Source organism: Serratia sp. X3 (assembly GCF_014982455.1).
GTDB lineage: Bacteria > Pseudomonadota > Gammaproteobacteria > Enterobacterales > Enterobacteriaceae > Serratia > Serratia ureilytica.
The window spans coordinates 168,765-189,675 of the sequence record NZ_JADCNB010000005.1 but is presented as its reverse complement, the minus strand read 5'-3'; the positions used below and the strand labels follow the sequence as shown (position 1 = coordinate 189,675).

24 protein-coding genes and 1 other RNA gene are annotated in these 20,911 nt (G+C 60.7%); 6 read left to right on the top strand and 19 right to left on the bottom strand.

The window, feature by feature from the left end; genetic code table 11:
- Window positions 1–15: 15 nt before the first annotated feature.
- Window positions 16–879: a 16S rRNA (cytidine(1402)-2'-O)-methyltransferase gene (gene rsmI, locus IMX17_RS19275; protein WP_004937108.1), complete on the top strand. Its 864-nt coding sequence runs from the start codon at window positions 16–18 to the stop codon at window positions 877–879.
- A gap of 41 nt (window positions 880–920) precedes the next feature.
- Window positions 921–1,298: RNase P RNA component class A (gene rnpB / locus IMX17_RS19270), an RNA gene on the top strand.
- 57 nt (window positions 1,299–1,355) lie between these two features.
- Here rnpB and IMX17_RS19265 read toward each other — a convergent pair.
- On the bottom strand, window positions 1,356–2,057 hold the full coding sequence (locus tag IMX17_RS19265; RefSeq protein ID WP_193550132.1) for a pirin family protein: 702 nt from the start codon (window positions 2,055–2,057) through the stop codon (window positions 1,356–1,358).
- 107 nt (window positions 2,058–2,164) lie between these two features.
- Here IMX17_RS19265 and IMX17_RS19260 point away from each other — a divergent pair, with 107 nt between their 5' ends.
- The gene (locus tag IMX17_RS19260; RefSeq protein ID WP_025304355.1) at window positions 2,165–3,061 is read left to right on the top strand and encodes a LysR family transcriptional regulator; all 897 of its coding nucleotides are present in this window, start codon (window positions 2,165–2,167) and stop codon (window positions 3,059–3,061) included.
- 51 nt (window positions 3,062–3,112) lie between these two features.
- Here the strand turns inward: IMX17_RS19260 and IMX17_RS19255 are convergent, their stop codons facing one another.
- From IMX17_RS19255 to IMX17_RS19205, 11 genes are all read right to left on the bottom strand, one after another.
- Window positions 3,113–4,099 (bottom strand): glutathione S-transferase family protein, encoded by a 987-nt coding sequence (locus IMX17_RS19255; protein ID WP_046897253.1) that lies wholly within the window; start codon window positions 4,097–4,099, stop codon window positions 3,113–3,115.
- A gap of 71 nt (window positions 4,100–4,170) precedes the next feature.
- Window positions 4,171–4,566, bottom strand: coding sequence for a DoxX family protein (locus tag IMX17_RS19250; RefSeq protein ID WP_193550147.1), 396 nt, complete (start codon window positions 4,564–4,566; stop codon window positions 4,171–4,173).
- Window positions 4,567–4,861: 295 nt separating this feature from the next.
- Window positions 4,862–5,149, bottom strand: coding sequence for a YqjK-like family protein (locus IMX17_RS19245; protein WP_094143359.1), 288 nt, complete (start codon window positions 5,147–5,149; stop codon window positions 4,862–4,864).
- Entirely contained in the window at window positions 5,146–5,547 is a 402-nt protein-coding gene (locus tag IMX17_RS19240; protein WP_015379160.1) for a phage holin family protein, read from the bottom strand. Before IMX17_RS19240 ends, IMX17_RS19245 begins: the two co-directional genes overlap by 4 nt.
- Before the next feature lie 2 nt (window positions 5,548–5,549).
- Window positions 5,550–5,855 (bottom strand): YqjD family protein, encoded by a 306-nt coding sequence (locus tag IMX17_RS19235; protein WP_004937125.1) that lies wholly within the window; start codon window positions 5,853–5,855, stop codon window positions 5,550–5,552.
- Between the two features lie 164 nt (window positions 5,856–6,019).
- Window positions 6,020–6,391: a DUF1090 domain-containing protein gene (locus IMX17_RS19230; protein ID WP_033644521.1), complete on the bottom strand. Its 372-nt coding sequence runs from the start codon at window positions 6,389–6,391 to the stop codon at window positions 6,020–6,022.
- A gap of 241 nt (window positions 6,392–6,632) precedes the next feature.
- Complete coding sequence (gene mzrA, locus IMX17_RS19225; RefSeq protein WP_071845111.1) at window positions 6,633–7,007, bottom strand: EnvZ/OmpR regulon moderator MzrA; 375 nt, start codon at window positions 7,005–7,007, stop codon at window positions 6,633–6,635.
- Window positions 7,004–7,684: a DedA family protein gene (locus IMX17_RS19220; protein WP_033644523.1), complete on the bottom strand. Its 681-nt coding sequence runs from the start codon at window positions 7,682–7,684 to the stop codon at window positions 7,004–7,006. The genes mzrA and IMX17_RS19220 overlap by 4 nt, the downstream gene beginning before the upstream one ends.
- Window positions 7,685–7,820: 136 nt before the next feature.
- Window positions 7,821–8,267 (bottom strand): hypothetical protein, encoded by a 447-nt coding sequence (locus tag IMX17_RS19215; RefSeq protein ID WP_046897255.1) that lies wholly within the window; start codon window positions 8,265–8,267, stop codon window positions 7,821–7,823.
- 186 nt (window positions 8,268–8,453) lie between these two features.
- Window positions 8,454–9,230, bottom strand: a complete 777-nt coding sequence (gene exuR / locus IMX17_RS19210; protein WP_033651265.1) for a transcriptional regulator ExuR — start codon at window positions 9,228–9,230, stop codon at window positions 8,454–8,456.
- Between the two features lie 118 nt (window positions 9,231–9,348).
- Window positions 9,349–10,647, bottom strand: a complete 1,299-nt coding sequence (locus IMX17_RS19205) for an MFS transporter (protein WP_025304349.1) — start codon at window positions 10,645–10,647, stop codon at window positions 9,349–9,351.
- Window positions 10,648–10,931: 284 nt separating this feature from the next.
- Here IMX17_RS19205 and uxaC point away from each other — a divergent pair, with 284 nt between their 5' ends.
- Both uxaC and IMX17_RS19195 read left to right on the top strand, forming a co-directional pair.
- The gene (gene uxaC, locus IMX17_RS19200; protein WP_193550131.1) at window positions 10,932–12,344 is read left to right on the top strand and encodes a glucuronate isomerase; all 1,413 of its coding nucleotides are present in this window, start codon (window positions 10,932–10,934) and stop codon (window positions 12,342–12,344) included.
- Between the two features lie 20 nt (window positions 12,345–12,364).
- Window positions 12,365–13,852, top strand: a complete 1,488-nt coding sequence (locus tag IMX17_RS19195) for a UxaA family hydrolase (RefSeq protein ID WP_193550130.1) — start codon at window positions 12,365–12,367, stop codon at window positions 13,850–13,852.
- Window positions 13,853–13,905: 53 nt separating this feature from the next.
- Here the strand turns inward: IMX17_RS19195 and sstT are convergent, their stop codons facing one another.
- From sstT to IMX17_RS19160, 7 genes are all read right to left on the bottom strand, one after another.
- Window positions 13,906–15,141: a serine/threonine transporter SstT gene (gene sstT / locus IMX17_RS19190; RefSeq protein WP_193550129.1), complete on the bottom strand. Its 1,236-nt coding sequence runs from the start codon at window positions 15,139–15,141 to the stop codon at window positions 13,906–13,908.
- A 262-nt stretch (window positions 15,142–15,403) separates the two neighbouring features.
- Window positions 15,404–16,372, bottom strand: coding sequence for a TerC family protein (locus IMX17_RS19185; RefSeq protein WP_304621630.1), 969 nt, complete (start codon window positions 16,370–16,372; stop codon window positions 15,404–15,406).
- 252 nt (window positions 16,373–16,624) lie between these two features.
- Window positions 16,625–17,356, bottom strand: a complete 732-nt coding sequence (locus tag IMX17_RS19180; RefSeq protein WP_193550128.1) for a glutamine amidotransferase — start codon at window positions 17,354–17,356, stop codon at window positions 16,625–16,627.
- A 1-nt stretch (window position 17,357) separates the two neighbouring features.
- The gene (locus IMX17_RS19175) at window positions 17,358–18,338 is read right to left on the bottom strand and encodes a Gfo/Idh/MocA family protein (protein WP_193550127.1); all 981 of its coding nucleotides are present in this window, start codon (window positions 18,336–18,338) and stop codon (window positions 17,358–17,360) included.
- A 50-nt stretch (window positions 18,339–18,388) separates the two neighbouring features.
- Complete coding sequence (locus IMX17_RS19170) at window positions 18,389–18,901, bottom strand: M48 family metallopeptidase (RefSeq protein WP_042785417.1); 513 nt, start codon at window positions 18,899–18,901, stop codon at window positions 18,389–18,391.
- Entirely contained in the window at window positions 18,894–19,217 is a 324-nt protein-coding gene (locus tag IMX17_RS19165; protein WP_015379150.1) for a HigA family addiction module antitoxin, read from the bottom strand. Before IMX17_RS19165 ends, IMX17_RS19170 begins: the two co-directional genes overlap by 8 nt.
- A 14-nt stretch (window positions 19,218–19,231) precedes the next feature.
- On the bottom strand, window positions 19,232–19,522 hold the full coding sequence (locus IMX17_RS19160) for a type II toxin-antitoxin system RelE/ParE family toxin (protein WP_046897263.1): 291 nt from the start codon (window positions 19,520–19,522) through the stop codon (window positions 19,232–19,234).
- Between the two features lie 229 nt (window positions 19,523–19,751).
- Between IMX17_RS19160 and rlmG the strand changes: the two genes are divergently transcribed.
- Window positions 19,752–20,891, top strand: a complete 1,140-nt coding sequence (gene rlmG / locus IMX17_RS19155) for a 23S rRNA (guanine(1835)-N(2))-methyltransferase RlmG (protein WP_046897264.1) — start codon at window positions 19,752–19,754, stop codon at window positions 20,889–20,891.
- Window positions 20,892–20,911 lie beyond the last annotated feature (20 nt).

Below are 20,911 nucleotides of genomic sequence, written 5' to 3'. Positions count from 1 at the left end.
AACCCGGATGAAACAATGAATCAACACCAACAATCAGTCATTTCTGCATCAACGCTGTATGTGGTGCCCACCCCAATCGGCAATCTGGGCGATATTACCCACCGCGCGTTAGAGGTACTGAAAAGCGTTGATCTGATCGCGGCGGAAGACACGCGCCATACCGGATTGCTGCTGCAACACTTTGCGATCAACGCGCGTCTGTTCGCGCTGCACGATCACAACGAACAGCAAAAGGCCGATCAGCTGCTGGCGAAACTGCAGGAAGGCCAAAGCATTGCGCTGGTTTCCGACGCCGGCACGCCGCTGATCAACGATCCCGGTTATCACCTGGTGCGCCGCTGCCGCGAGGCCGGCATTCGCGTGGTGCCGCTGCCGGGCGCCTGCGCCGCCACTACCGCGCTGTGCGCCGCGGGCGTCGCTTCCGACCGTTTCTGCTACGAAGGTTTTCTGCCGGCGAAAACCAAGGGGCGCAAGGATACGCTGATGGCGCTGGCGGAGGAACCGCGCACGCTGATTTTCTACGAATCCACTCACCGCCTGTTGGAAAGTCTGCAGGACATGGTCACCGTTTGGGGCCCACAGCGCTATGTCGTGCTGGCGCGTGAGCTGACCAAAACCTGGGAATCCATCCACGGCGCGCCGGTGGGCGAGCTGCTGGCGTGGGTGCAGGAAGATGAAGTGCGCCGCCGCGGTGAGATGGTGCTGATCGTCGAAGGCCACAAAGCGCAGGAGGATGCGTTGCCGCTCGAGGCGCTGCGCACGCTGGCGCTGCTGCAAAAAGAGCTGCCGTTGAAAAAGGCGGCGGCGCTGGCGGCGGAAATCCACGGCGTGAAGAAAAATGCGTTGTATAAGCACGCGCTGGAGCAACAACAGCCGTAAAGCGGTTGACCTGCCGCCGCCGCGACGCTAATATCCGCGCCGGAGTTGACCAGACAGTCGCCGCTTCATTGCCGTCCTCTTCGGGGAGACAGATGGAGGGGAGGAAAGTCCGGGCTCCATAGGGCAGGGTGCCAGGTAACGCCTGGGAGGCGCAAGCCTACGACTAGTGCAACAGAGAGCAAACCGCCGATGGCCCGCGCAAGCGGGATCAGGTAAGGGTGAAAGGGTGCGGTAAGAGCGCACCGCGCGGCTGGCAACAGTTCGTGGCACGGTAAACTCCACCCGGAGCAAGGCCAAATAGGGGTTCACATGGTACGGCCCGTACTGAACCCGGGTAGGCTGCTTGAGCCAGTGAGCGATTGCTGGCCTAGAGGAATGACTGTCCACGACAGAACCCGGCTTACCGGTCAACTCCCTCGACAAAAGAAAACCCCGCGCAACGTCAGTTGCGCGGGGTTTTTCGTTTTCCGGCCGGCTTACACCGGCAGATCAATCAGCAGCGCGCGCAGCGGCGTCTCGGCGCGGACCGTCAGGCGATTCTCCTCACGCACGAAGGCGCCGTCGCCGCAGGTCAGGCGTTGTTCCTCGTGGCGCTCGCCGGTGGCGGCGATGGTGCCGTGTATCGACTGCAGATAAGCGCGCGGCCCGTTAATCGTCAGCGTTTGTTCTTCGCCCGGCTGCAGATCGAGATGATGGATCCAGACCTGCTGGCGCAGCTGCAGGCTGCCCTGCGCGCCGTCCGGCGAAGCCAACAGCAGGCTGCCCGCCGCCGGCAACGCCAGGCGCTGCACCCGTTCGTTGCTGCGTTCCGGGCAGGCGTCCAGCCACAGCTGCAGGCGGGTGAGCGGCGTATCGCTGCTGACGTTCTGCTCGCTGTAGCTCAGGCCTGGGTGGGTAGCCAACAGCAGCGCTTCGCCGGCTTTACCGCGCGTGGTGTTGCCGTCGCTGTCGCGGTATTCCGCCTCGCCCTGCAGGATCAGGTTCAGGATATCCACGTTGGGATAGGTGCGCGGCTGGAACGACGCGCCCGGCGCCAGCACCTCCTGATTCAGCACCCGCAGCGACGCGTAGCCCATCAGTTTGGGATCGAAGTAGTGACCAAAGGAAAAGGTGTAGCGAGCCTGCAGCCAACCAAAGTCAGCTTGCCCGCATTGTTGTGCTGTTCTGCATGTAATCATGGCAATTGGCTCTCTAAATTCATTATCCAAATGGTAAGCATCTGGACGTCGGATTGTTAGCCAGTTAATCTGGTCGGCATATTCAAATTTCCTGACAGAGGGATGCGATGGCCAGAGATCGGGCGCTCACGCTTGAGGCGCTGAGAGTGATGGACGCGATCGACCGGCGCGGCAGTTTCGCCGCGGCCGCCGACGAATTGGGCCGGGTGCCGTCGGCACTCAGCTACACCATGCAAAAATTGGAAGAAGAATTGGACGTGGTGCTGTTCGACCGTTCGGGCCACCGCACCAAGTTCACCAACGTGGGGCGCATGTTGCTGGAACGCGGTCGGGTGCTGCTGGAGGCGGCCGATAAGCTGACTACCGACGCCGAAGCGTTGGCGCGCGGTTGGGAAACTCACCTGACTATCGTCAGTGAAGCGCTGTCGCCGCCGAGCCTGCTGTTCCCGCTGGTCGACAAGCTGGCGCTGAAGGCCAACACCCAGGTGTCCATTTTCACCGAGGTGCTGGCGGGCGCCTGGGAGCGGCTGGAGCAGGGGCGCGCCGACATCGTGATCGCGCCGGACATGCATTTCCGCGCGTCGTCGGAGATCAACACCCGCAAACTGTATAAGGTGATGAGCGTTTATGTCGCCGCGCCGGATCACCCGATCCACCTGGAGCCGGAGCCGCTTTCCGAAGTGACCCGCGTGAAGTACCGCGGCATTGCGGTGGCCGACACCGCCCGTGAGCGCCCGGTATTGACCGTACAGCTGCTGGACAAGCAACAGCGCCTGACGGTGAGCACCATTGAAGACAAACGCCTGGCGCTGCTGGCCGGGTTGGGGGTGGCGACCATGCCGTACCCGATGGTGGAGAAAGATATCGAAGCCGGGCGGCTGCGCGTGGTCGGGCCGGAATACAGCCGCGAAGCCGACATCATCATGGCCTGGCGGCGCGACAGCATGGGGGAGGCGAAAGCCTGGTTCCTGCGTGAGATTCCGCGCCTGTTCGCGCAGCGTTAACGTCGGTTGGATGACATCCCCTTGCCGGGCGGCAAGGGGATTTTTTTCGCCTTAACCAAAGCGCTGGTCGCGGCCGTGCGGCTCGTCCAGATCCTGCGCCGGCCCGATGGAAATGATGCCGTGCGGGTTGATGGTGGCGTGGCTACGGTAGTAGTGGTTGCGAATGTGCGGCAGGCTGACCGTCTCGGCGATGCCCGGCATCTGGTAGATGTCGCGCAGGAAGCCGTACAGATTGAGGTAGTCGCTGATGCGGTGTTTGTCGCACTTGAAGTGGGTGACGTACACCGGATCGAAACGCACCAGCGTGGTCCACAGACGCAGATCGGCTTCGGTCAGCCGATCGCCGGTCAGGTAACGATGCTGCCCCAGGATCTGCTCCAGGCGTTCCAGCGCGTTGAATACCCCGTTGACCGCTTCGTCATAGGCTTCCTGGCTGGTGGCAAAACCGGCCTTGTACACGCCGTTGTTCACTTGATCGTAAATCCAACTGTTCAGCTCATCGATCTTGCCGCGCAGCGCGGTCGGGTAGTAGTCGCCCGCCCGAGCGCCGACGCCGTCAAACGCGCTGTTGAACATGCGGATGATGTCGGCGGATTCGTTGCTGACGATGGTTTGCCGCTGTTTATCCCACAGCACCGGCACGGTCACGCGCCCGCTGTAGTGCGGATCGGCCCGCAGATAGATCTGGTACAGGAAGTCGGCGTGATACAGCGGATCGCCGGTGGTTTCAGGAAAATCCTGGCCGAAGGTCCAGCCGTTTTCCAGCATCAGCGGGTGCACCACCGAGACCGGAATGATCTGCTCCAGCCCTTTCAGTTTGCGCATCAGCAGCGTGCGATGCGCCCAGGGGCAGGCGAGAGAAACATACAGGTGATAACGGCCCGCTTCGGCCTGGAAGCCGCCCACGCCGTGTTCGCCCGGCTGACCGTCGGCGGTCACCCAATTGCGAAACTGAGCGGTTGAACGTTTGAAACGGCCGCCGGTAGATTTGGTGTCATACCAGATGTCTTGCCAAACGCCATCGACGAGTTGTCCCATGGGAATCTCCTTGGTGTCCGAGTTAAAAAACGGCAGGGCCCGGCATGCCGGGCCCTGAATGACAGTTTAGATTACCATTTCTTGTTCAGAATACGGTCGATGCTGAAGCCGCCTGGGCCTACGACCGCCAACACGATGAAGCCGCCGGCGATGGTCAGGTTTTTCATGAACATCAGCTGGTTTACTTCGTTCGCAAAATCAGTGTGGAACAGCAGCGCGGTCAGGATGGTGAAACCGGCAGTGAACAGCGCCACGGTGCGGGTCAGGAAACCGAACAGGATCGCCAGACCGCCGCCAAATTCCAGCAGGATGGTCAGCGGCAGCAAGAAGCCAGGCACGCCCATCGATTGCATGTACTGTTGGGTACCGGCATATGCGTCACCCATTTTGCCGTAGCCTGCCACGATAAACAGGATTGGCATCAGAATACGAGCAACCAACAAACCTGTATCTTCTAATTTTTTCATCATCTACTCCAAAGTGTTTTTGTATGCCTGTTCGGCGGAAGCCATGTCAACGAGCGGTATATCAGGACATTCGCCCTGTCCGGCTCGTATCGTATTGATGGAGTGAATGTTAAGCGGGAAGTGCTCAGGTTGTTAGCAAGTAAAACTGTCGTAATTTTTCAAAAAATCTGAATCTTTAGCGTGCTAATAAAATGCCGCCGATCAGCAGGTTGCCCGGCCCCGGGGTTGGACGCGTTGTATCAAGGGAGAAAATGCGGGCAGAGCAACAGGAGGTTTGAAGGAAAGGCCAAGCGGCTTACTTGGCGGAAAACGTCTTTTTAAACAGACGGATAGCGCTCCAGGCGCCGAAAGCGCGACGCGACCAGCGGATCATCTTGCTGGGATGGCGGATGCCGTACAGCGCCATGACGCTGGAACCGAGCACCAGATAGCGGCGCAGGCCAAACACCGTTTGCCAGCCGCGGTCGATGCGTTCGGTCTTTTCCAGCCACAGAGACTTGTGTTCGGCCAGATCCAGACGCTGTTGCTGGATCTGCCGAATCAGCCTCTCTTTTTTCCATGCCAGATAGCGGCGGCGGCTCATGGCTCTCGCTCCAGCTCGGCGCGATCGAGCTCCAGTTGCTTGCGCGTGGCGCCCAGCAGCGTGGTGCGACGGGCCTTGACCAGCGTCCAGATGGTGCCGACTACGGCGAGGAACAGCAGCACGCCGGTTGTCGCGCCCAGCGCCACCAGCCGATAGACCGGATCGATGGCCCAGAAGATCAGGATCAGCAGGCTCATCAAACCGAAGGCGGTGAACAGCAGCGTCATGCCGGCCATGATCAGCAGCTGAATGAGGTTGGCTTTCTCCTCTTCCAGCTCGACGACCGCCAGCCGGACACGGGTTTCGACCATGCCGACCAGGATCGTGATGATGCGCTGACCGATATCCAGGACCCCTTTAGCGGGGCCCTGTGCGCGCACTTGCGGTTGTTCAGCCATGATTAGCGACGCGCGAGCAGCACGCCCAACACCACGCCGACCGCCGCGCCGATACCGATGCCGGTCCACGGGTTGTCGCGCACATAGTCGTCGGCCTGGCCGGCGATCTGTTTGGTTTGCGAAGCCAGCTTGTCACCGGCGTCGCTCAGGCGAGCGCGAGTCTCTTTCAGCGCGCCTTCCGCCTTCGAGCGCAGCTTCTCCAGCTCGGCTTTCGGCTTGTCGGTGGAGGAGTTCAGCACTTCCTCCAGCGTATCGGCTAAGGACTTCAGTTCAGCGCGTAAGTTTTCTGCATTTGAATCATGTGCCATGTGATTATTCCTTAACGTTTATTTCGACAGACTTTTAACATAGCGGATTTTTTCGCCGGAGCAAAGGGGTGATGGCCAGCAGATAACACCAGACATCAATTCCATATGCTTAAGAAATCCCGTGTGATGGGGCTCTCATCGATAAATCCGCTGGTGTAAAAAAATTATTCCGCCTGGGCGCGTTTCAATTCAGCCTGCGCTTCGGCCAGCTTTTGCTGCTTCTTGGCGACCTTGTCCAGCTTGCCGGTTTGTTGCGCTTCTTTCAGCTCTTCCCGGCGCTCGTCCACCTTGCGCTGTTTCTCTGCGATATTTTTCTGGCGTTCGGCCTGCAGGCCGGCTTCAGTGCAGTGGGTCTGCACTTCGCTCAGCGCTTTTTTCAGCCCATCCACGCGGTGGGTGTTGCCGTGCTGAGTCGCGTAGTCGATTTGCTGCTGGATATTTTGCGCTTTGGCGGCGCAGCCGCCCTCAGCGGCCGAGGACAGCGTCGGCAGCGCGCAGAGTGGCAGCAGCAGTAACAGTGAGTGGCGAAATTTCATTTCTCAGTTCCTTTTCATGGGATGCCTGCACAGGCATCCGCTTTCCTGACTGCCGGAGGCGGCAGCGCGAGAGGAGGGCGTTCATCGCCAGCTGAAGTTACCCTTCAGCATAGTCATAAAACCGGCGCGCCCCCAAAGAATCAGTCGCGGCCTGGTGTCGACTGACTGATTTTTGAGCTAAGCGGTGCGAATGCAAATGAAGATAACGGCAATGAAAGGAATCCCCTTCATTTGAAGGGGATTATCCCAGATTGAGCGGGGAGCGCGCAAATTCGCGCACCCAGTGCGTTGGCACGGGAGATTCGCTCAGCGCGATGTGATAACCGGGCGGCAGGATGGTTTGCAGCGCTTCGCGCGCCAGCAACTGCTGCTCCGGAGAATCCAGACGGATAACCAAGCCATCGCCTTCCGGCGTGATGCTTTTGATGCGGATACCGCGCTCATCCAGGCGCTGGTAGACATAAAAACCGTCGGGCAGCGACAGCCCTTGCTGGCTGGCGCGAATGCGCAGCTCGCTCTCGGTGCGCACCATGCAGGGCACCAACAGCGTCGCCAGCGCCAGCAGGGCGAGCGCGATCATCAGGACGTATTGCCAGCGCGGGCGCTTTGCTGTCACGCCCCTTTCCCCGGGTTCTGGCCGCTGGCGCGTTTCTTGCGCCACAGCACGATCAGCGAGCCGACCAGGCCGACCACCAGCAACACCAGCGGCAACATCATCAGGCAGAACATCAGCTGATCTTCATACTTGCGGAACACCGGGGTTTTTCCGAGGGCGAAGCCCAGCGTCGTCAGGATCAAGACCCACAGCAGGCCGCTCATCCAGTTGAAGAACTGGAAGCGTGCGTTGCTCAGGCCGGACAGGCCGGCGATGGTTGGCAGCAGGGTGCGCACGAAGGCCAGGAAACGGCCGACCAACAGGGCGGAAAGGCCGTGGCGGTGGAACAGGTTATGCGCACGCTGATGGTAGTGGGCCGGCAGATGCGAAAGCCAGCCTTGCACCGTTCGCGTATTGCCGAGCCATCGGCCCTGTATGTAACTGACCCAGCACCCCAGGCTGGCGGCGACGGTCAGGATAACGATGGTCAATGGGAAGCCCATGGTGCCTTTGGCGATCAGCACGCCGACCAGGATCAGCAGGCTGTCGCCCGGCAGAAAAGCGGCCGGCAGCAGGCCGTTTTCCAAAAACAGGATCATGAACAGCAGGATGTAGAGGGTCCACACCAACGAAGGGTTCGCCAGCGTCTCAAAATCCTGCTGCCATAAGGCATGTATCAGTTCTTTAATGATGTCCATCCGGTGTTCCTAAAACGTCATTGTTTATTTTTATCTCAGCGGCGGAGCGGGCGTGGGCTGAAAGCGCGCGGCGATCCTGGATGCTGATAACGATGAAACGGCGTTGCTTTAAGGTTTCTAAGCGGTGCGACACCGGTCATAGGTGGTAAGTCAGCGTGCCACGGTACTGCATGTTGCTTTCTTTCCAGCCGGCCTGCCGACTTTGTTGCCTGGAGGCGTCCAGCATCCAGTCGACCTGGGCAAGCCGGTTGGGGGCCGGGGTGTCCTGGCGGGGGAAACGAATTCGGTAGCCCGGCTCTGCGGCCAGGATATAGACCGGCGCCGGCAGGGAGGACGCGAGCAGCGAACCGGGGAAAGAGTACGCTCTGGGCAGCAGCAGCGGCAACTTGCCGGGCGCTTTGCGGCGCGCTTCGGCCGGTGCCCGATACACATGATCATAGGGGGAAAGCGCCGGCTCCGCCAGCGGCGGCAGGCTGCTCAGCGCGCTGGGGGTGGGCTTGGATGACGCCACGCATAGCTGTTGGCCGGAGACCGAACCGGTCCAGCAGAAAAGAGCAATCAGCATGGCAAACAACCAGCGCATTTATTCGCGTCCCGCCCCCGCAGCAATGGGTAAAAAAGTGGGCTAACTCTACCAAAATAGCACGATTGGCAACAGGGAAATCTACGTTGCCGACGGTGAAATAGTACACGGCAAACGGCGGTTCCGGCATCGATTCAGCGGATTTTACATTACCTGACATAAGCCGACGGTTTTTGACCGCCGTGGCTATTTCTGCTCGTGGCTCACGCCGTCCAGGTGCACCACCGGGTTCTCGGCGAACAGATAGCGGTCGGCGTTGTATTCGAAGTCGTCGCTGGTGGCGTTGAACAGCATCTGCTTGGTGTTCTCCAGGTGCTGCCACATCGCCAGTTTGGCGGCGTAAGGATCTTTGCGCATCAGCGCCTTGAGGATCTGATCGTGATCGTCGCACCAGCTGGCGATCGAGCGTTCGTCGATGTGCTCGTGCAGTTTCTTCCAGTAAGGGTTGTTGACCCGCTGCACCCACATTTTTTCCACGATGGTGGCCATGGCGGTGTTCTGGGTGGCCAGCGCTACCTGCACGTGGAACTTCAGATCCCACTGCGAGTCGCGGAAACGGTCTTCTTTGCGGGCGTGTTCCTGGATCTCCATCAGTTGTACGATATCCTGCTTGGTCACCTGGGTGGCGGCGAATTCGGCGATGTTGCTTTCTATCAGCTGGCGGGCCTGCAGCAGCTCAAACGGGCCGGCGGTGGCGAACTCGATGCTGTCGCCCGGCACCACCAGGTGCTTTTGCTGGTTGGACACCACGTGGATCCCGGATCCCTTGCGCACGTCCACATAGCCTTCCACTTCCAGCATGATGATCGCCTCGCGCACCACGGTGCGGCTGACGTTCATCTCTTCGGCGATGTATCGCTCGGCCGGCAGCTTGTCGCCCACCGGGTAACGGCCGCTTTCGATGCGTTGCTTCAGCTCGGCGGCCAGTTGCTGATACAGGCGTCTGGTTTCAGTGAATTCCATAGTGAATGCTCTATACGGTGCGGTGGGAAGGGGCGCGTGGCCATCGGATTTGTTATACCACTTATTCGGCACCGCTGCCAGAGGAGCAAGGGGCCCGGCGCAGCGGCCGGGCGGGGGATCAGCTGCGCGCCGGGGTGGGCTGCAGCGCAGCGGGTTGCGGTTCGGCGGCCGGACGGTTTTGCAACACCGTCCAGATAACGATGGCGCCGAGAATGTCGAAGACCGACAGCGCGGCGAACAGCGGGCTGAAGCCGAGGGTGTCCGCCAGGGCGCCGACCACCAGGGCGAACAGCGTGCTGGCGGTCCAGGCCGCCATGCCGGTCAGCCCGTTGGCGGTCGCCACCTCATTGCGGCCGAACACGTCGGAAGAGAGGGTGATCAACGCGCCGGACAGCGCCTGATGGGCGAAGCCGCCGACGCACAGCAGCGCGATAGCCGCGTAAGGGCTGGTGAACAGGCCGATCATGCCGGGGCCGATCATCAACACCGCCCCCATCGTCACCACCAGCTTACGCGAGACGATCAGGTTGACCTTGAAATACTTCTGGAACAGCGGCGGCAGGTAGCCGCCGACGATGCAGCCGAGATCGGCGAACAGCATCGGCATCCAGGCGAACATGGCGATCTCTTTCAGGTTAAAACCGTAGGCCTTGAACATGAACAGCGGGATCCAGGCGTTGAAGGTGCCCCACGCCGGCTCCGCCAGAAAGCGCGGCAGCGCGATGCCCCAGAACTGGCGGTTGCGTACGATCTGCCAGGCGGACATCTTTTTGGCGTTAGAGGTCTGGTGCTGCGCTTCCTGGCCTTCGAGAATGTAACGGCGTTCTTCCTGGCTCAGTTTCTTCTGATCTTTCGGGTGTTTGTAGAACAGCAGCCAGCAGATGGCCCAGATCAGGCTCAGCACGCCGGTGATGATGAACGCCATCTCCCAGCTGTGCGCGACGATGGCCCATACCACCAGCGGCGGGGCGATCATGCCGCCGATCGACGAGCCCACGTTGAAATAGCCGACGGCGATCGAACGTTCTTTGGCCGGAAACCATTCGCTGCTGGCCTTCAGCCCGGCGGGGATCATCGCCGCTTCCGCCATGCCGACCGCGCCGCGCGCCAACGCCAGCCCGCCCCAACTGTTGGCCAACGCGGTGCCCATGCAGAACAGCGCCCACAGAATAGCGAACATCGCGTAGCCGACCTTGGTGCCCAGCACGTCCAGCACGTAGCCCGCCACCGGTTGCATCACGGTGTAGCACGCGGAGTAGGCGGCGACGATATAGGAATACTGTTGGGTGGTGATGTGCAGCGTATCTTCCAGCGTCGGCGCCGCCACGGCGATGGCGTTGCGGGTCAGGTAACCCAGCACAGTGCCGATGGTCACCAGTCCGATCATGTACCAGCGTAACCCTTTAATTTTACGCATCCGAAGTGTCTCCCCGTTTGAAGGTGTGGCCGTCGATGCGGCTGGCGAGACAATAACCTGTCATACAGGTTTAAAAGTTGAGTGATATCACAAAAGGAATTATTCGCCTGAGTGATACTGTGGCCGGTGAAATAGGGCATTTTTGCCGGTAAATTGAGCGAAAAAGGGCGTGGAGAGAGGATGAACGGCAGACATCGGGAAAAATCTGCTGGACGCCAGTTAAAATTGGTGTGATAACTTTTGTGATTCGAACCCCGTGCCGCACGGCAAGTAAGGAGCCCGAGATGGCGACGTTTTTGAGCGAAGATTTCCTGCTGGACAGCGAATTTGCCCGGCGCTTGTATCACGACTACGCGGCGCAGCAGCCGATTTTCGATTACCACTGCCATTTGCCGCCGCAGCAGATCGCGGAGAATACCCGCTTCAGCAACCTGTACGATATCTGGCTGCGGGGCGATCACTACAAATGGCGGGCGATGCGCACCAACGGCGTGGCGGAGCGGTTGTGCACCGGCGATGCGGGCGATCGCGAGAAATTCGACGCCTGGGCCGCCACGGTGCCGCACACCATCGGCAACCCGCTCTATCACTGGACGCATCTGGAGCTGCGTCGCCCGTTCGGTATCACCGATATGCTGTTGTCGCCGGCCACGGCGGATGAAATCTGGCAGCGCGGCAATGCGCTGCTGGCGCAGGATGAGTTTCGCGCGCGCGGCATCATGCAGCAAATGAACGTGAAAATGGTCGGCACCACCGACGATCCGATCGACGATCTGCGTCATCATCGGGCGATCGCCGACGATCGCAGTTTCGCTATCAAAGTGCTGCCGAGCTGGCGGCCGGACAAGGCTTTCACCATCGATGCGCCCGGCTTCAACGACTATCTGCGGCAGTTGGAGGCGGCGGCGGACACCGCCATCGGCCGCTTCAGCGCGCTGTGCGACGCCCTGTACAAGCGCATGGATCACTTTGCCGCCCACGGTTGCAAGGTGGCCGACCATGCGCTGGACGTGGTGGTGTTCGGCGAGGCTGATGAAGCGGCGCTGGATGCGATCCTGCTGCGCCGCCTGAACGGCGAGCTGCCGACGCCGGAACAGAGCGCCCAGTTCAAAAGCGCGGTGCTGCTGTTTTTGGCCGGCGAGTACCGGCGCCGCGGCTGGGTGCAGCAGTATCACATCGGCGCGCTGCGCAATAACAACAGCCGCATGTTGGCCGCCGTCGGGCCGGATATCGGCTTCGACTCAATCAACGACCGGCCGCTGGCGGAACCGCTGTCGCGGCTGCTGGATGCTCAGGCGCGGCAGGGCGGTCTGCCGAAAACCATTCTCTATTGCCTCAATCCGCGCGATAACGAAGTGATCGGCACCATGATCGGCAATTTTCAGGGGGAAGGCACGCCGGGCAAGATGCAGTTCGGCTCCGGCTGGTGGTTCAACGATCAGAAGGACGGCATGCAGCGCCAAATGACGCAGCTGGCCCAGCTCGGGCTGCTGAGCCGCTTCGTCGGCATGCTGACCGACAGTCGCAGTTTCTTGTCTTATACGCGCCATGAATACTTCCGCCGCATCCTTTGCCAGATGATCGGCCGCTGGGTGGCGGACGGCGAAGCGCCGGCGGATATCGCGCTGCTGGGCGAGATGGTGAAAAACATCTGCTTCGACAACGCCAAAAACTATTTCGCCATTGAACTGGCGTAGCCTTTATCCGGGACCGGTTTATGCAAAGTACGATAAAGATTCACGAGCAGGATAACGTGGCGGTGGCGCTGCGCGATCTGGCTGCCGGAGAGCGCGTTGAGCTGGAAGGGGCAGTCGTCAAACTGGCGCAGCCGGTGGCGCGCGGGCATAAATTTGCGCTCGGCCCGATCGCCGAGGGTGAAGACATCATCAAATATGGCCAGCCGATCGGCCATGCGCTCGCGGCCATTGCGCCTGGGGAGCATATTCATTCGCAAAACGTCAAAACCAACCTGAGCGATCTGGACAACTACCGTTACCAGCCGCAGTTCCCGACGCTGCCGCCGCAGGCGGCGGATCGCGAGGTGCGGCTGTACCGACGGGCCAACGGCGAAGTGGGGATCCGCAACGAGCTGTGGATCGTGCCGACCGTCGGCTGTGTCAACGGTATCGCTCGCCAGATCCAGCAGCGTTTTTTGCAGCAAACACAGGCGGACGGGATCGACGGCGTGCATCTGTTCAGCCACCCGTTCGGCTGCTCGCAGCTGGGGCAGGATCATGCCAACACCCGCATCATGCTGCAAAACCTGGCGCGCCATCCCAACGCCGGCGCGGTACTGGTGATCGGGCTGGGTTGCGAGAACAATCAGGTGGATGCCTTTCGCGCCACGCTGGGGATAGAGGACGAGCGGCGGTTGCGCTTTATGGTGTGCCAACAGCAGGACGACGAAGTGGAGGCCGGGCTGGCGCTGTTGCACGAGCTGTATCGGGAGATGCGCCACGATCGCCGCGAGCCGGGCCGCCTGAGCGAGCTGAAGTTCGGCCTGGAATGCGGCGGTTCGGACGGATTGTCGGGTATCACCGCCAACCCGCTGCTGGGGCGGTTCTCCGATTATCTGATCGCCAACGGCGGCACCACGGTGCTGACCGAAGTGCCGGAGATGTTCGGCGCCGAGCGCATTCTGATGAGCCGCTGCCGCGATGGGGAGACCTTCGACAAAACCGTCGACATGATCAACGATTTCAAACGCTATTTCATCGCCCATCAGCAGCCGATTTATGAGAACCCGTCGCCGGGCAACAAGGCCGGCGGCATCACCACGCTGGAGGAGAAATCGCTCGGCTGCACCCAAAAGGCGGGGCTAAGCCAGGTGGTGGACGTGCTGAAATACGGCGAGCGGCTGCGTGTGCCGGGGCTGAATCTGCTCAGCGCGCCGGGCAACGACGCCGTGGCGACCAGCGCGCTGGCCGGCGCCGGCTGCCATATGGTGCTGTTCAGCACCGGGCGCGGCACGCCGTACGGCGGCTTTGTGCCGACGGTGAAGCTGGCCACCAACAGCGAGCTGGCGGCGAAGAAACCGCACTGGATCGATTTTGACGCCGGCAGCCTGATCCACGGCGTGGCGATGGAGACGTTGCTCAGCCGCTTCATCGATCTGATTGTCGAGATCGCCAACGGGCGCCCGGCGCGTAATGAAACCAACGACTTCCGCGAGCTGGCGATCTTTAAAAGCGGGGTGACGCTGTAAGGCTGACAAAAAAGGCGCTCGAAGGAGCGCCTTTTTGATGAAGCAACGCGCGATTAACGCACCTTCAGCGGATCTTCGTTCGCCAGCCGCTGGTCTTCCGCCTGGCAGGCCGCGGCGGTGAACAGCACGTCGGTGGAGGAGTTGAGGGCGGTTTCCGCCGAATCCTGCAGTACGCCGATGATAAAGCCGACCGCCACCACCTGCATCGCCACGTCGTTCGGAATGCCGAACATGTTGCACGCCAGCGGGATCAGCAGCAGCGAACCGCCGGCCACGCCGGAGGCGCCGCAGGCGCAGAGGGCCGCCACCACGCTCAACAGCAGGGCGGTCGGGACGTCCACCGCGATGCCCAGCGTGTTTACCGCCGCCAGCGTCAACACGGTGATGGTGATCGCCGCGCCGGCCATGTTGATGGTGGCGCCCAGCGGGATGGAAACCGAGTAGGTGTCCTCATTCAGGTTCAGCTTCTTGCACAGTTCCATATTCACCGGGATGTTGGCGGCGGAGCTGCGGGTGAAGAAGGCGGTCACGCCGCTCTCGCGCAGGCAGGCGAACACCAGCGGATACGGGTTGCGGCGGATCTTCCAGTAAACGATCAACGGGTTGAGCACCAGCGCCACCAGCAGCATGCAGCCAAGCAGCACCATCAGCAGCTGGGCGTAGCCCCACAGCGCGCCGAAGCCGGTTTCCGCCAGCGTGGAGGCCACCAGGCCGAAGATGCCGAGCGGCGCACAGCGGATCACCGCGCGCACCACCAGCGTGACCGCATGGGACATGTCGTTGATCAGCCCCTTGGTGGCCTCGGAAGCGTGGCGCAGCGCCAGCCCCAGCCCGACGGCCCACGCCAGAATGCCGATGTAGTTGGCGTTAATCAGCGCATGGAACGGGTTGGCCACCACGCTCATCAACAGGCCCTTCATCACCTCCACGATGCCGCCCGGCGGGGTAATGTCCGTCGCGCCGGTGGTCAGCGCCAGCGTGGAAGGGAAGATAAAGCTGACGACCACCGCCACCAGCGCGGCGGCAAAAGTGCCCAGCAGGTAGAGGAACAGGATCGGGCGAATGTTGGTCTTCTGCCCCTGTTTATGGTTGGCGATCGAGGCCATGACCAGAATCAGCACCAGCACCGGCGCCACCGCTTTCAGCGCGCCGACGAACAGGGTGCCGAGCAGGCCAACCGCCGCCGCCGCCGCCGGTGAAACCAGCGCCACCAGAATGCCGGCCACCAGGCCGACCATGATTTGTTTGACCAGGCTGCCCTGCGTGATCTTTTGTAGTAGTTTTTGCATAGTGCTTTCTTCCTGATGTTATCTGGCCGCCGCGGCGGGAACGACGCCGGGCAGCTTTATATGATTCTGTAACTAAGTGTGTTTGCCGAATCAGTATTCAGCAATCGAATGATGTTGGAAAGAGGCGAGGGTGAAATTCTGAGCGCGGATCAACACTTGATAACATACTGGTTACATTTGTGTGATCGCAATAACGTTTGGCGTTTTGCGGGAATTGCCAAACAATCACGGGGCGACTAGCGCCCCGGATAACAGATTATGGTTATTTCTTCGCCAGGCGATCGTTGCGGTGATTGACCCAGGCGTTGATCAGCAAGGTGAGCGTCAGGATGCCCGCCACCACGCCGAGCGAAACGCCGATCGGGATGTGGAAGAAGTCGATAATCAGCATCTTGATGCCGATAAATACCAGGATCACCGACAGGCCGTATTTCAGCATCGAGAACCGTTCCGCCACGTTGGCCAGCAGGAAGTACATGGCGCGCAGGCCCATGATGGCGAACAGGTTGGAGGTCAGGACGATGAACGGATCGGTGGTCACGGCGAAGATCGCCGGAATGCTGTCCACCGCGAAAATCACGTCGCTCAGTTCCACCAGGATCAGCACCAGCACCAGCGGGGTGGCGAACAGGATGCCGTTGCGGCGCACGAAGAAGCGCTCGCCTTCCAGGCTGTCGGTCATGCGCAGGCGGCTGCGCAGCCATTTCACCAGCGGCTTGTCGCCGATCGCCGAGTCATCTTCCTTCGCCAGCGCCATCTTAATACCGGTGAACAGCAGGAAAGCGCCGAACAGATACAGCAGCCACTGGAACTGGCTGACCAGCCAGCTGCCGGCGAAGATCATGATGGTCCGCAGCACGATCGCCCCCAACACGCCATAGATCAGCACTCGCCGCTGCAGGTTGGCCGGCACGGCGAAGTAGCTGAACAGCATCAGCCAGACGAACACGTTATCCACCGCCAGCGCTTTTTCGATCAGGTAGCCGGTCAGGAAGGCCAGCGCCTGGGTATCGGCGACGGCGCGCCCGGCGGTTTCATTCAGGTAGTACCAGAAACCGAAATTGAACAGCAGAGAGAGGCTGACCCACACCAGCGACCAACTGGCGGCCTGCTTCAGGGTCATGGTGTGCGCGCCTTTACGGCCCTGCAACAGGAGGTCGATTGCGAGCATCACGACTATGACGGCGGCGAAGCTGCCCCATAACCACGGTGTGCCAACGGAATTCATCATCAGAGGTATCCTTCAAAAACAAAAACGGCCAACGTCGGAAGACGCCAGCCGCTCTGTGAACGCTGCAAGCAAACCTCGCCTTCCGGCAAGGTCTCACTTACAACGTTGATGAAGGTGGTTACACCTTTGACATCAGGTTGCCCGGTAACCGGATGCTTGCGCATCGTAATGACGATTGACCGGCAATGAAGTTACTCCCCTTTGCAGAGCAGAAAGTAATGCAAAATGTGTCGGCGGTCAACGTGAATCGCGTTAGCCGGCCAACGCTTTTTGCGCGCCCAGGCTGACGACGAATCCCTGCAGCAGCAGGCGGCTGAACGGCGTGTCGCTAACCTGTTGTTGTTGCTGCTGATAGCGGGCCTGCTGCTCGGGATGCAGCTCGCCGAGCCACTGCAGATACTGGCTCATCACCGCGCCGTTGAATTCCGGGTGGAACTGGGTGGTCAGGGCATGATCGCCATAGCGCAGGATCTGGTGCGCGTCCTGCTGCGAACGCGCTAGCGTCTGCGCGCTGGCGGGCGGCGTCAGCACGCTCTGCGAGTGGATCAGGTTGGCTTTGAAGCGCGGCGGCAGCAGGGTGAGCCGCCGGTCTTCGGCCGCGGCGGGCAGCAGTTCGATCTCCAGCGTACCCACCTCCATGCCCTGCGGGTGGTAGCCCACTTCGCCGCCGAGCGCGTAGGCCAACAGCTGGTGGCCGTAGCAGACGCCGAACAGCGGGAGTTTGATCGCCATCGCCTGGCGCAGCCACTCGGCCGCTGCCTCGCTCCACGGCAGCTGTTCGGTCACCATCGCCGGCGAGCCGGTGATGACCACGCCGCAATAGGCGGCCGGCGGCAACGGCCGTTCGCCGGCGGGCAGGTGCACGATGTGCGCACGTTCGGCGTCGATATTGCCCTGTTGCAGGAACATGTCTTCAAAGTTGGCCAATTCCTGACGAATGGCCTGCGGCGCGTCGCCGGTTTGCATCACGAGCAGCGGTTTCATCTCATTCTCCGTCGGCGGGGAAGACGACGCCGGTCTGGCGGCGGATATCGGTCAGCAGGCGGGCGACGATCAGCGAATTCTCCAGCCCCGGATGCTCCACCCGGTGATTTTCCACCAGCTCGGCAAAGGCCAGCGCCTCATACAGCATGGTGTTGATGTGCTGCGGCTGGCTCAGATCTTGACGGTTGCCGCCGCGCGGCGTTAGCGCCACGCCCTGGCACTCGGAAATCTTGTCGATAATCAGCGTGCCTTCCTCCCCCTGGATCTCGCTGGGGATCGCCGAGTCGCTGACCTTGGAATGGGAAAGCGTGACGTCGAAATCACCGTAGTTCAGGCAGACGGTGCCGTGGGCGTCAACGCCGGTATCGAGCAGTGTGGCGCTGGCGAGCACCGACTGCGGCGCGCCGAACAGCGCCACCGCGCTGGCCAGGCAGTAGTAGCCGATATCCATGATCGAGCCGTTGGAGAACTGCGGGTTAAACGTGTTGGGGTTCTCGCCGGCCAGGTAGCGCGGGTAGCGCGAAGAGTATTGGCAGTAGTTGATGAAGGCTTTGCGCAGCCGGCCGACTTTCGGCAATGCCTGCTGCAGCGCCAGAAAATTCGGCAGATAGGCGCTTTTGAACGCTTCGAACAGCACCACCTGATTTTCCCGCGCGCAGGCCGCCAGCTGTTCCGCTTCGCGCTGGTTGGAGGCCAGCGGTTTTTCGCAGATCACGTGCTTTTTATGGCGCAGGAACAGCAGCGATTGCGGGCAATGCAGGGAATTGGGGCTGGCGATATACACCGCGTCTATGGCGTCGGACTGGGCCATCACCTCGAGAGAGTCGAAAAACTGCGTGACCTGATAGTTGGCGCCAAACGCCTGCGCCTGTTCCAGCGAGCGTGAATACACGGCGCTCAGCTTGAGTTTGCCGCTTTCATGGGCGGCATCAATAAAACGTTCCGTAATCCAGTTGGTGCCGACGACGGCAAAGCGAATCATGGCGAGCTCCGGTCCAGGCTTAAAACCGCAGATTATCACGCCCTCATTCGCTATGCATACAGCTCGCCGAACAGCGAAAGGTGCGTCAGATACAGCCGGGTATCGAACTCCAGCTGGTGGTAATCCGGTTCCATATGGCAGCACAGGCTGTAGAACGCCTTGTTGTGATCTTTCTCTTTCAGGTGCGCCAGCTCATGCACTACGATCATGCGCAGGAACGGCTCGGGCGCGACTTTGAACACTGTCGCCACGCGGATTTCCGCCTTGGCTTTCAGCTTGCCGCCCTGCACGCGCGAGATGGCGGTATGCAGGCCAAGCGCGTGCTTCATGACGTGGATCTTGCTGTCGTAAGCCACCTTGCTCAGCGGCTGGGCGTTGCGCAGATACTGGTTTTTCAGATCGACGGTAAACTGATACAGCGACTTGTCGGTGGTGCAGTCGTGCACCTGCGGATAGCGCTGCAGCAGCACGTCTCCCAGCCGGTTCTGGTGGATCAATTGCTGCACCTGGCTTTGCAGATGCGCCGGGTAGCCTTGCAGGTAAGCGAGCTCGATGTCATGCATGAGTGATATTGCGTCCCAGTATTTCTTTGATTGGCCGCAGCCGCACACGCTGCGCATCGGCCTGTCTGGCCTCCCAGCGATCGTGCGCCGCCTGCAGGTTCAGCCAAAAGTCGGCGGTCGTTTCGAACAGATCGGCAAACAGGTTGGCCTCGGCAACGCTCATGCGTCGATGCCCATTGCACAGGCGGTTAACGGTGGCGCGGGTGACGCCCAGCACCTTCGCCAGTTCTTCCTGGCCGATGCCCAACGGCGTTAAATACTCTTCCTGCAGCACTTCCCCCACCGTGGTGGGTTCGCGAGTCGTGGTTTCCAACATGGGTTCTCCCTCGTTCAGGTATCTTGGTGAGGATCGAGGTAAATTCTTTCAGCGGCATCATGTCGCCACTGGAACATCAGCCGCCAGTGCATATTAACGCGCAGACTTGACCACCCCTGAAACGGCCCGGATAGCCGCTTGTAATAGTTGCCCGTGGGGTGATGCAAATCCCGCTCTTGCTGCGCGGCCGCCAACATATCGAGCTTTCTGGCCAACTGCCGTTCGAGCATGCCGGGAATCAGACGGCTGCGCCTGCCTTCCAGATAGAACTGTTCCAGATAGCGATCGCGGAAAGATTTAATCATGCTTCCCCCTTCCATAGGGATTGGCAGTGTAACATTTAAAGTTACACTCCGTCAGGTTAAAAAAACGTCAACATGGACGTGCGAGCAAGGAAGGTTAATGTTGTTAAAGGGGAAAAGGGGCGTGGGTTTTCAGATACGCGGCGCAATACGCAATTTATCCGAAAAAACATTTTACTGACGGGCGTTTTTAGGGGATAAACAGCCCAAATTTTATCAGTCAGGAGGGGCAATGACCCAACTCGATCTGGGAACACAGCAACTTGAGCTGGAGCGTTATCCCCAACAGGAAGAATCCACCCAGCTGCAGGCGTGGGAAGCAGCGGACGAATATCTGCTGCAACAGCTTGAAAATGTAGATATCGGCGGCCGCCCGGTGCTGATTTTCAACGATAACTTCGGCACCCTGGCCTGCGCGCTGCACGCGCATCGTCCTTACAGCGTCAGCGACTCGTACATGAGCCAGTTGGCGACGCGCCACAACCTCAAGCTCAACGGTCTGGATCCCGAGCAGGTCACGCTGCTGGACAGCCTGGCCGAGCTGCCGGCGGCGCCGGCAGTGGTGCTGATTCGCGTGCCGAAAGCGCTGGCGCTGCTGGAACAGCAGCTGCGCGCGCTGCGCCACGTCGTGACCGAAGACACGCTGATCGTCGCCGGCGCCAAAGCCCGCGACGTGCATACCTCGACGATGCAGCTGTTTGAAAAGGTGCTGGGCCCGACGCGCACCAGCCTGGCGTGGAAGAAGGCGCGCCTGATTTTCTGCCAGGCGGCGGACATCGTCCCGCCGGCGGCGGCGGAAACCACCAACTGGACGCTGGACGGCACCGATTGGCTGATCCACAACCACGCCAACGTCTTCTCGCGCGGCAGCCTGGATATCGGCGCGCGCCTGTTTATGGAGCATCTGCCGCGCGGCCTGAACGGCCATATCGTCGATCTGGGCTGCGGCAACGGTGTGATTGGCCTGACGGCGCTGGCGCAGAATCCGGACGCGCAGGTGACTTTCGTCGATGAATCCTACATGGCGGTGGCCTCCAGCGAGCTGAACGTGGAGCACAACCTGCCGCAAGAGCTGGACCGCTGTCAGTTTGAGGTGAACAACGCGCTGGCAGGCATCGAGCGTGAAAGCGTGCAGGCGGTGCTGTGCAACCCGCCGTTCCACCAGCAACACGCCATTACCGATCACACCGCCTGGCAGATGTTCTGCGACGCCAAGCGCTGCCTGCAAGTGGGCGGCGAACTGCGCATCGTCGGCAACCGTCACCTCGACTACCATCAGAAGCTCAAGCGCCTGTTCGGCAACTGCACGCTGGTGGCCTCGAACAAGAAGTTCGTGATCTTGAGAGCGGTGAAATCCGGCGCGCGTCGCTGAGCGTGAATAACAAGGGGCGC

What these genes read in the sequence shown, in the direction of transcription:
- rsmI (WP_004937108.1), top strand. Translation starts at nt 16, where the DNA reads ATGAATCAACACCAACAATCAGTCATTTCTGCATCAACGCTGTATGTG.
- IMX17_RS19265 (WP_193550132.1), bottom strand. Translation starts at nt 2,057, where the DNA reads ATGATTACATGCAGAACAGCACAACAATGCGGGCAAGCTGACTTTGGT.
- IMX17_RS19260 (WP_025304355.1), top strand. Translation starts at nt 2,165, where the DNA reads ATGGCCAGAGATCGGGCGCTCACGCTTGAGGCGCTGAGAGTGATGGAC.
- IMX17_RS19255 (WP_046897253.1), bottom strand. Translation starts at nt 4,099, where the DNA reads ATGGGACAACTCGTCGATGGCGTTTGGCAAGACATCTGGTATGACACC.
- IMX17_RS19250 (WP_193550147.1), bottom strand. Translation starts at nt 4,566, where the DNA reads ATGAAAAAATTAGAAGATACAGGTTTGTTGGTTGCTCGTATTCTGATG.
- IMX17_RS19245 (WP_094143359.1), bottom strand. Translation starts at nt 5,149, where the DNA reads ATGAGCCGCCGCCGCTATCTGGCATGGAAAAAAGAGAGGCTGATTCGG.
- IMX17_RS19240 (WP_015379160.1), bottom strand. Translation starts at nt 5,547, where the DNA reads ATGGCTGAACAACCGCAAGTGCGCGCACAGGGCCCCGCTAAAGGGGTC.
- IMX17_RS19235 (WP_004937125.1), bottom strand. Translation starts at nt 5,855, where the DNA reads ATGGCACATGATTCAAATGCAGAAAACTTACGCGCTGAACTGAAGTCC.
- IMX17_RS19230 (WP_033644521.1), bottom strand. Translation starts at nt 6,391, where the DNA reads ATGAAATTTCGCCACTCACTGTTACTGCTGCTGCCACTCTGCGCGCTG.
- IMX17_RS19220 (WP_033644523.1), bottom strand. Translation starts at nt 7,684, where the DNA reads ATGGACATCATTAAAGAACTGATACATGCCTTATGGCAGCAGGATTTT.
- IMX17_RS19215 (WP_046897255.1), bottom strand. Translation starts at nt 8,267, where the DNA reads ATGCGCTGGTTGTTTGCCATGCTGATTGCTCTTTTCTGCTGGACCGGT.
- exuR (WP_033651265.1), bottom strand. Translation starts at nt 9,230, where the DNA reads ATGGAATTCACTGAAACCAGACGCCTGTATCAGCAACTGGCCGCCGAG.
- IMX17_RS19205 (WP_025304349.1), bottom strand. Translation starts at nt 10,647, where the DNA reads ATGCGTAAAATTAAAGGGTTACGCTGGTACATGATCGGACTGGTGACC.
- uxaC (WP_193550131.1), top strand. Translation starts at nt 10,932, where the DNA reads ATGGCGACGTTTTTGAGCGAAGATTTCCTGCTGGACAGCGAATTTGCC.
- IMX17_RS19195 (WP_193550130.1), top strand. Translation starts at nt 12,365, where the DNA reads ATGCAAAGTACGATAAAGATTCACGAGCAGGATAACGTGGCGGTGGCG.
- sstT (WP_193550129.1), bottom strand. Translation starts at nt 15,141, where the DNA reads ATGCAAAAACTACTACAAAAGATCACGCAGGGCAGCCTGGTCAAACAA.
- IMX17_RS19185 (WP_304621630.1), bottom strand. Translation starts at nt 16,372, where the DNA reads ATGATGAATTCCGTTGGCACACCGTGGTTATGGGGCAGCTTCGCCGCC.
- IMX17_RS19180 (WP_193550128.1), bottom strand. Translation starts at nt 17,356, where the DNA reads ATGAAACCGCTGCTCGTGATGCAAACCGGCGACGCGCCGCAGGCCATT.
- IMX17_RS19175 (WP_193550127.1), bottom strand. Translation starts at nt 18,338, where the DNA reads ATGATTCGCTTTGCCGTCGTCGGCACCAACTGGATTACGGAACGTTTT.
- IMX17_RS19170 (WP_042785417.1), bottom strand. Translation starts at nt 18,901, where the DNA reads ATGCATGACATCGAGCTCGCTTACCTGCAAGGCTACCCGGCGCATCTG.
- IMX17_RS19165 (WP_015379150.1), bottom strand. Translation starts at nt 19,217, where the DNA reads ATGTTGGAAACCACGACTCGCGAACCCACCACGGTGGGGGAAGTGCTG.
- IMX17_RS19160 (WP_046897263.1), bottom strand. Translation starts at nt 19,522, where the DNA reads ATGATTAAATCTTTCCGCGATCGCTATCTGGAACAGTTCTATCTGGAA.
- rlmG (WP_046897264.1), top strand. Translation starts at nt 19,752, where the DNA reads ATGACCCAACTCGATCTGGGAACACAGCAACTTGAGCTGGAGCGTTAT.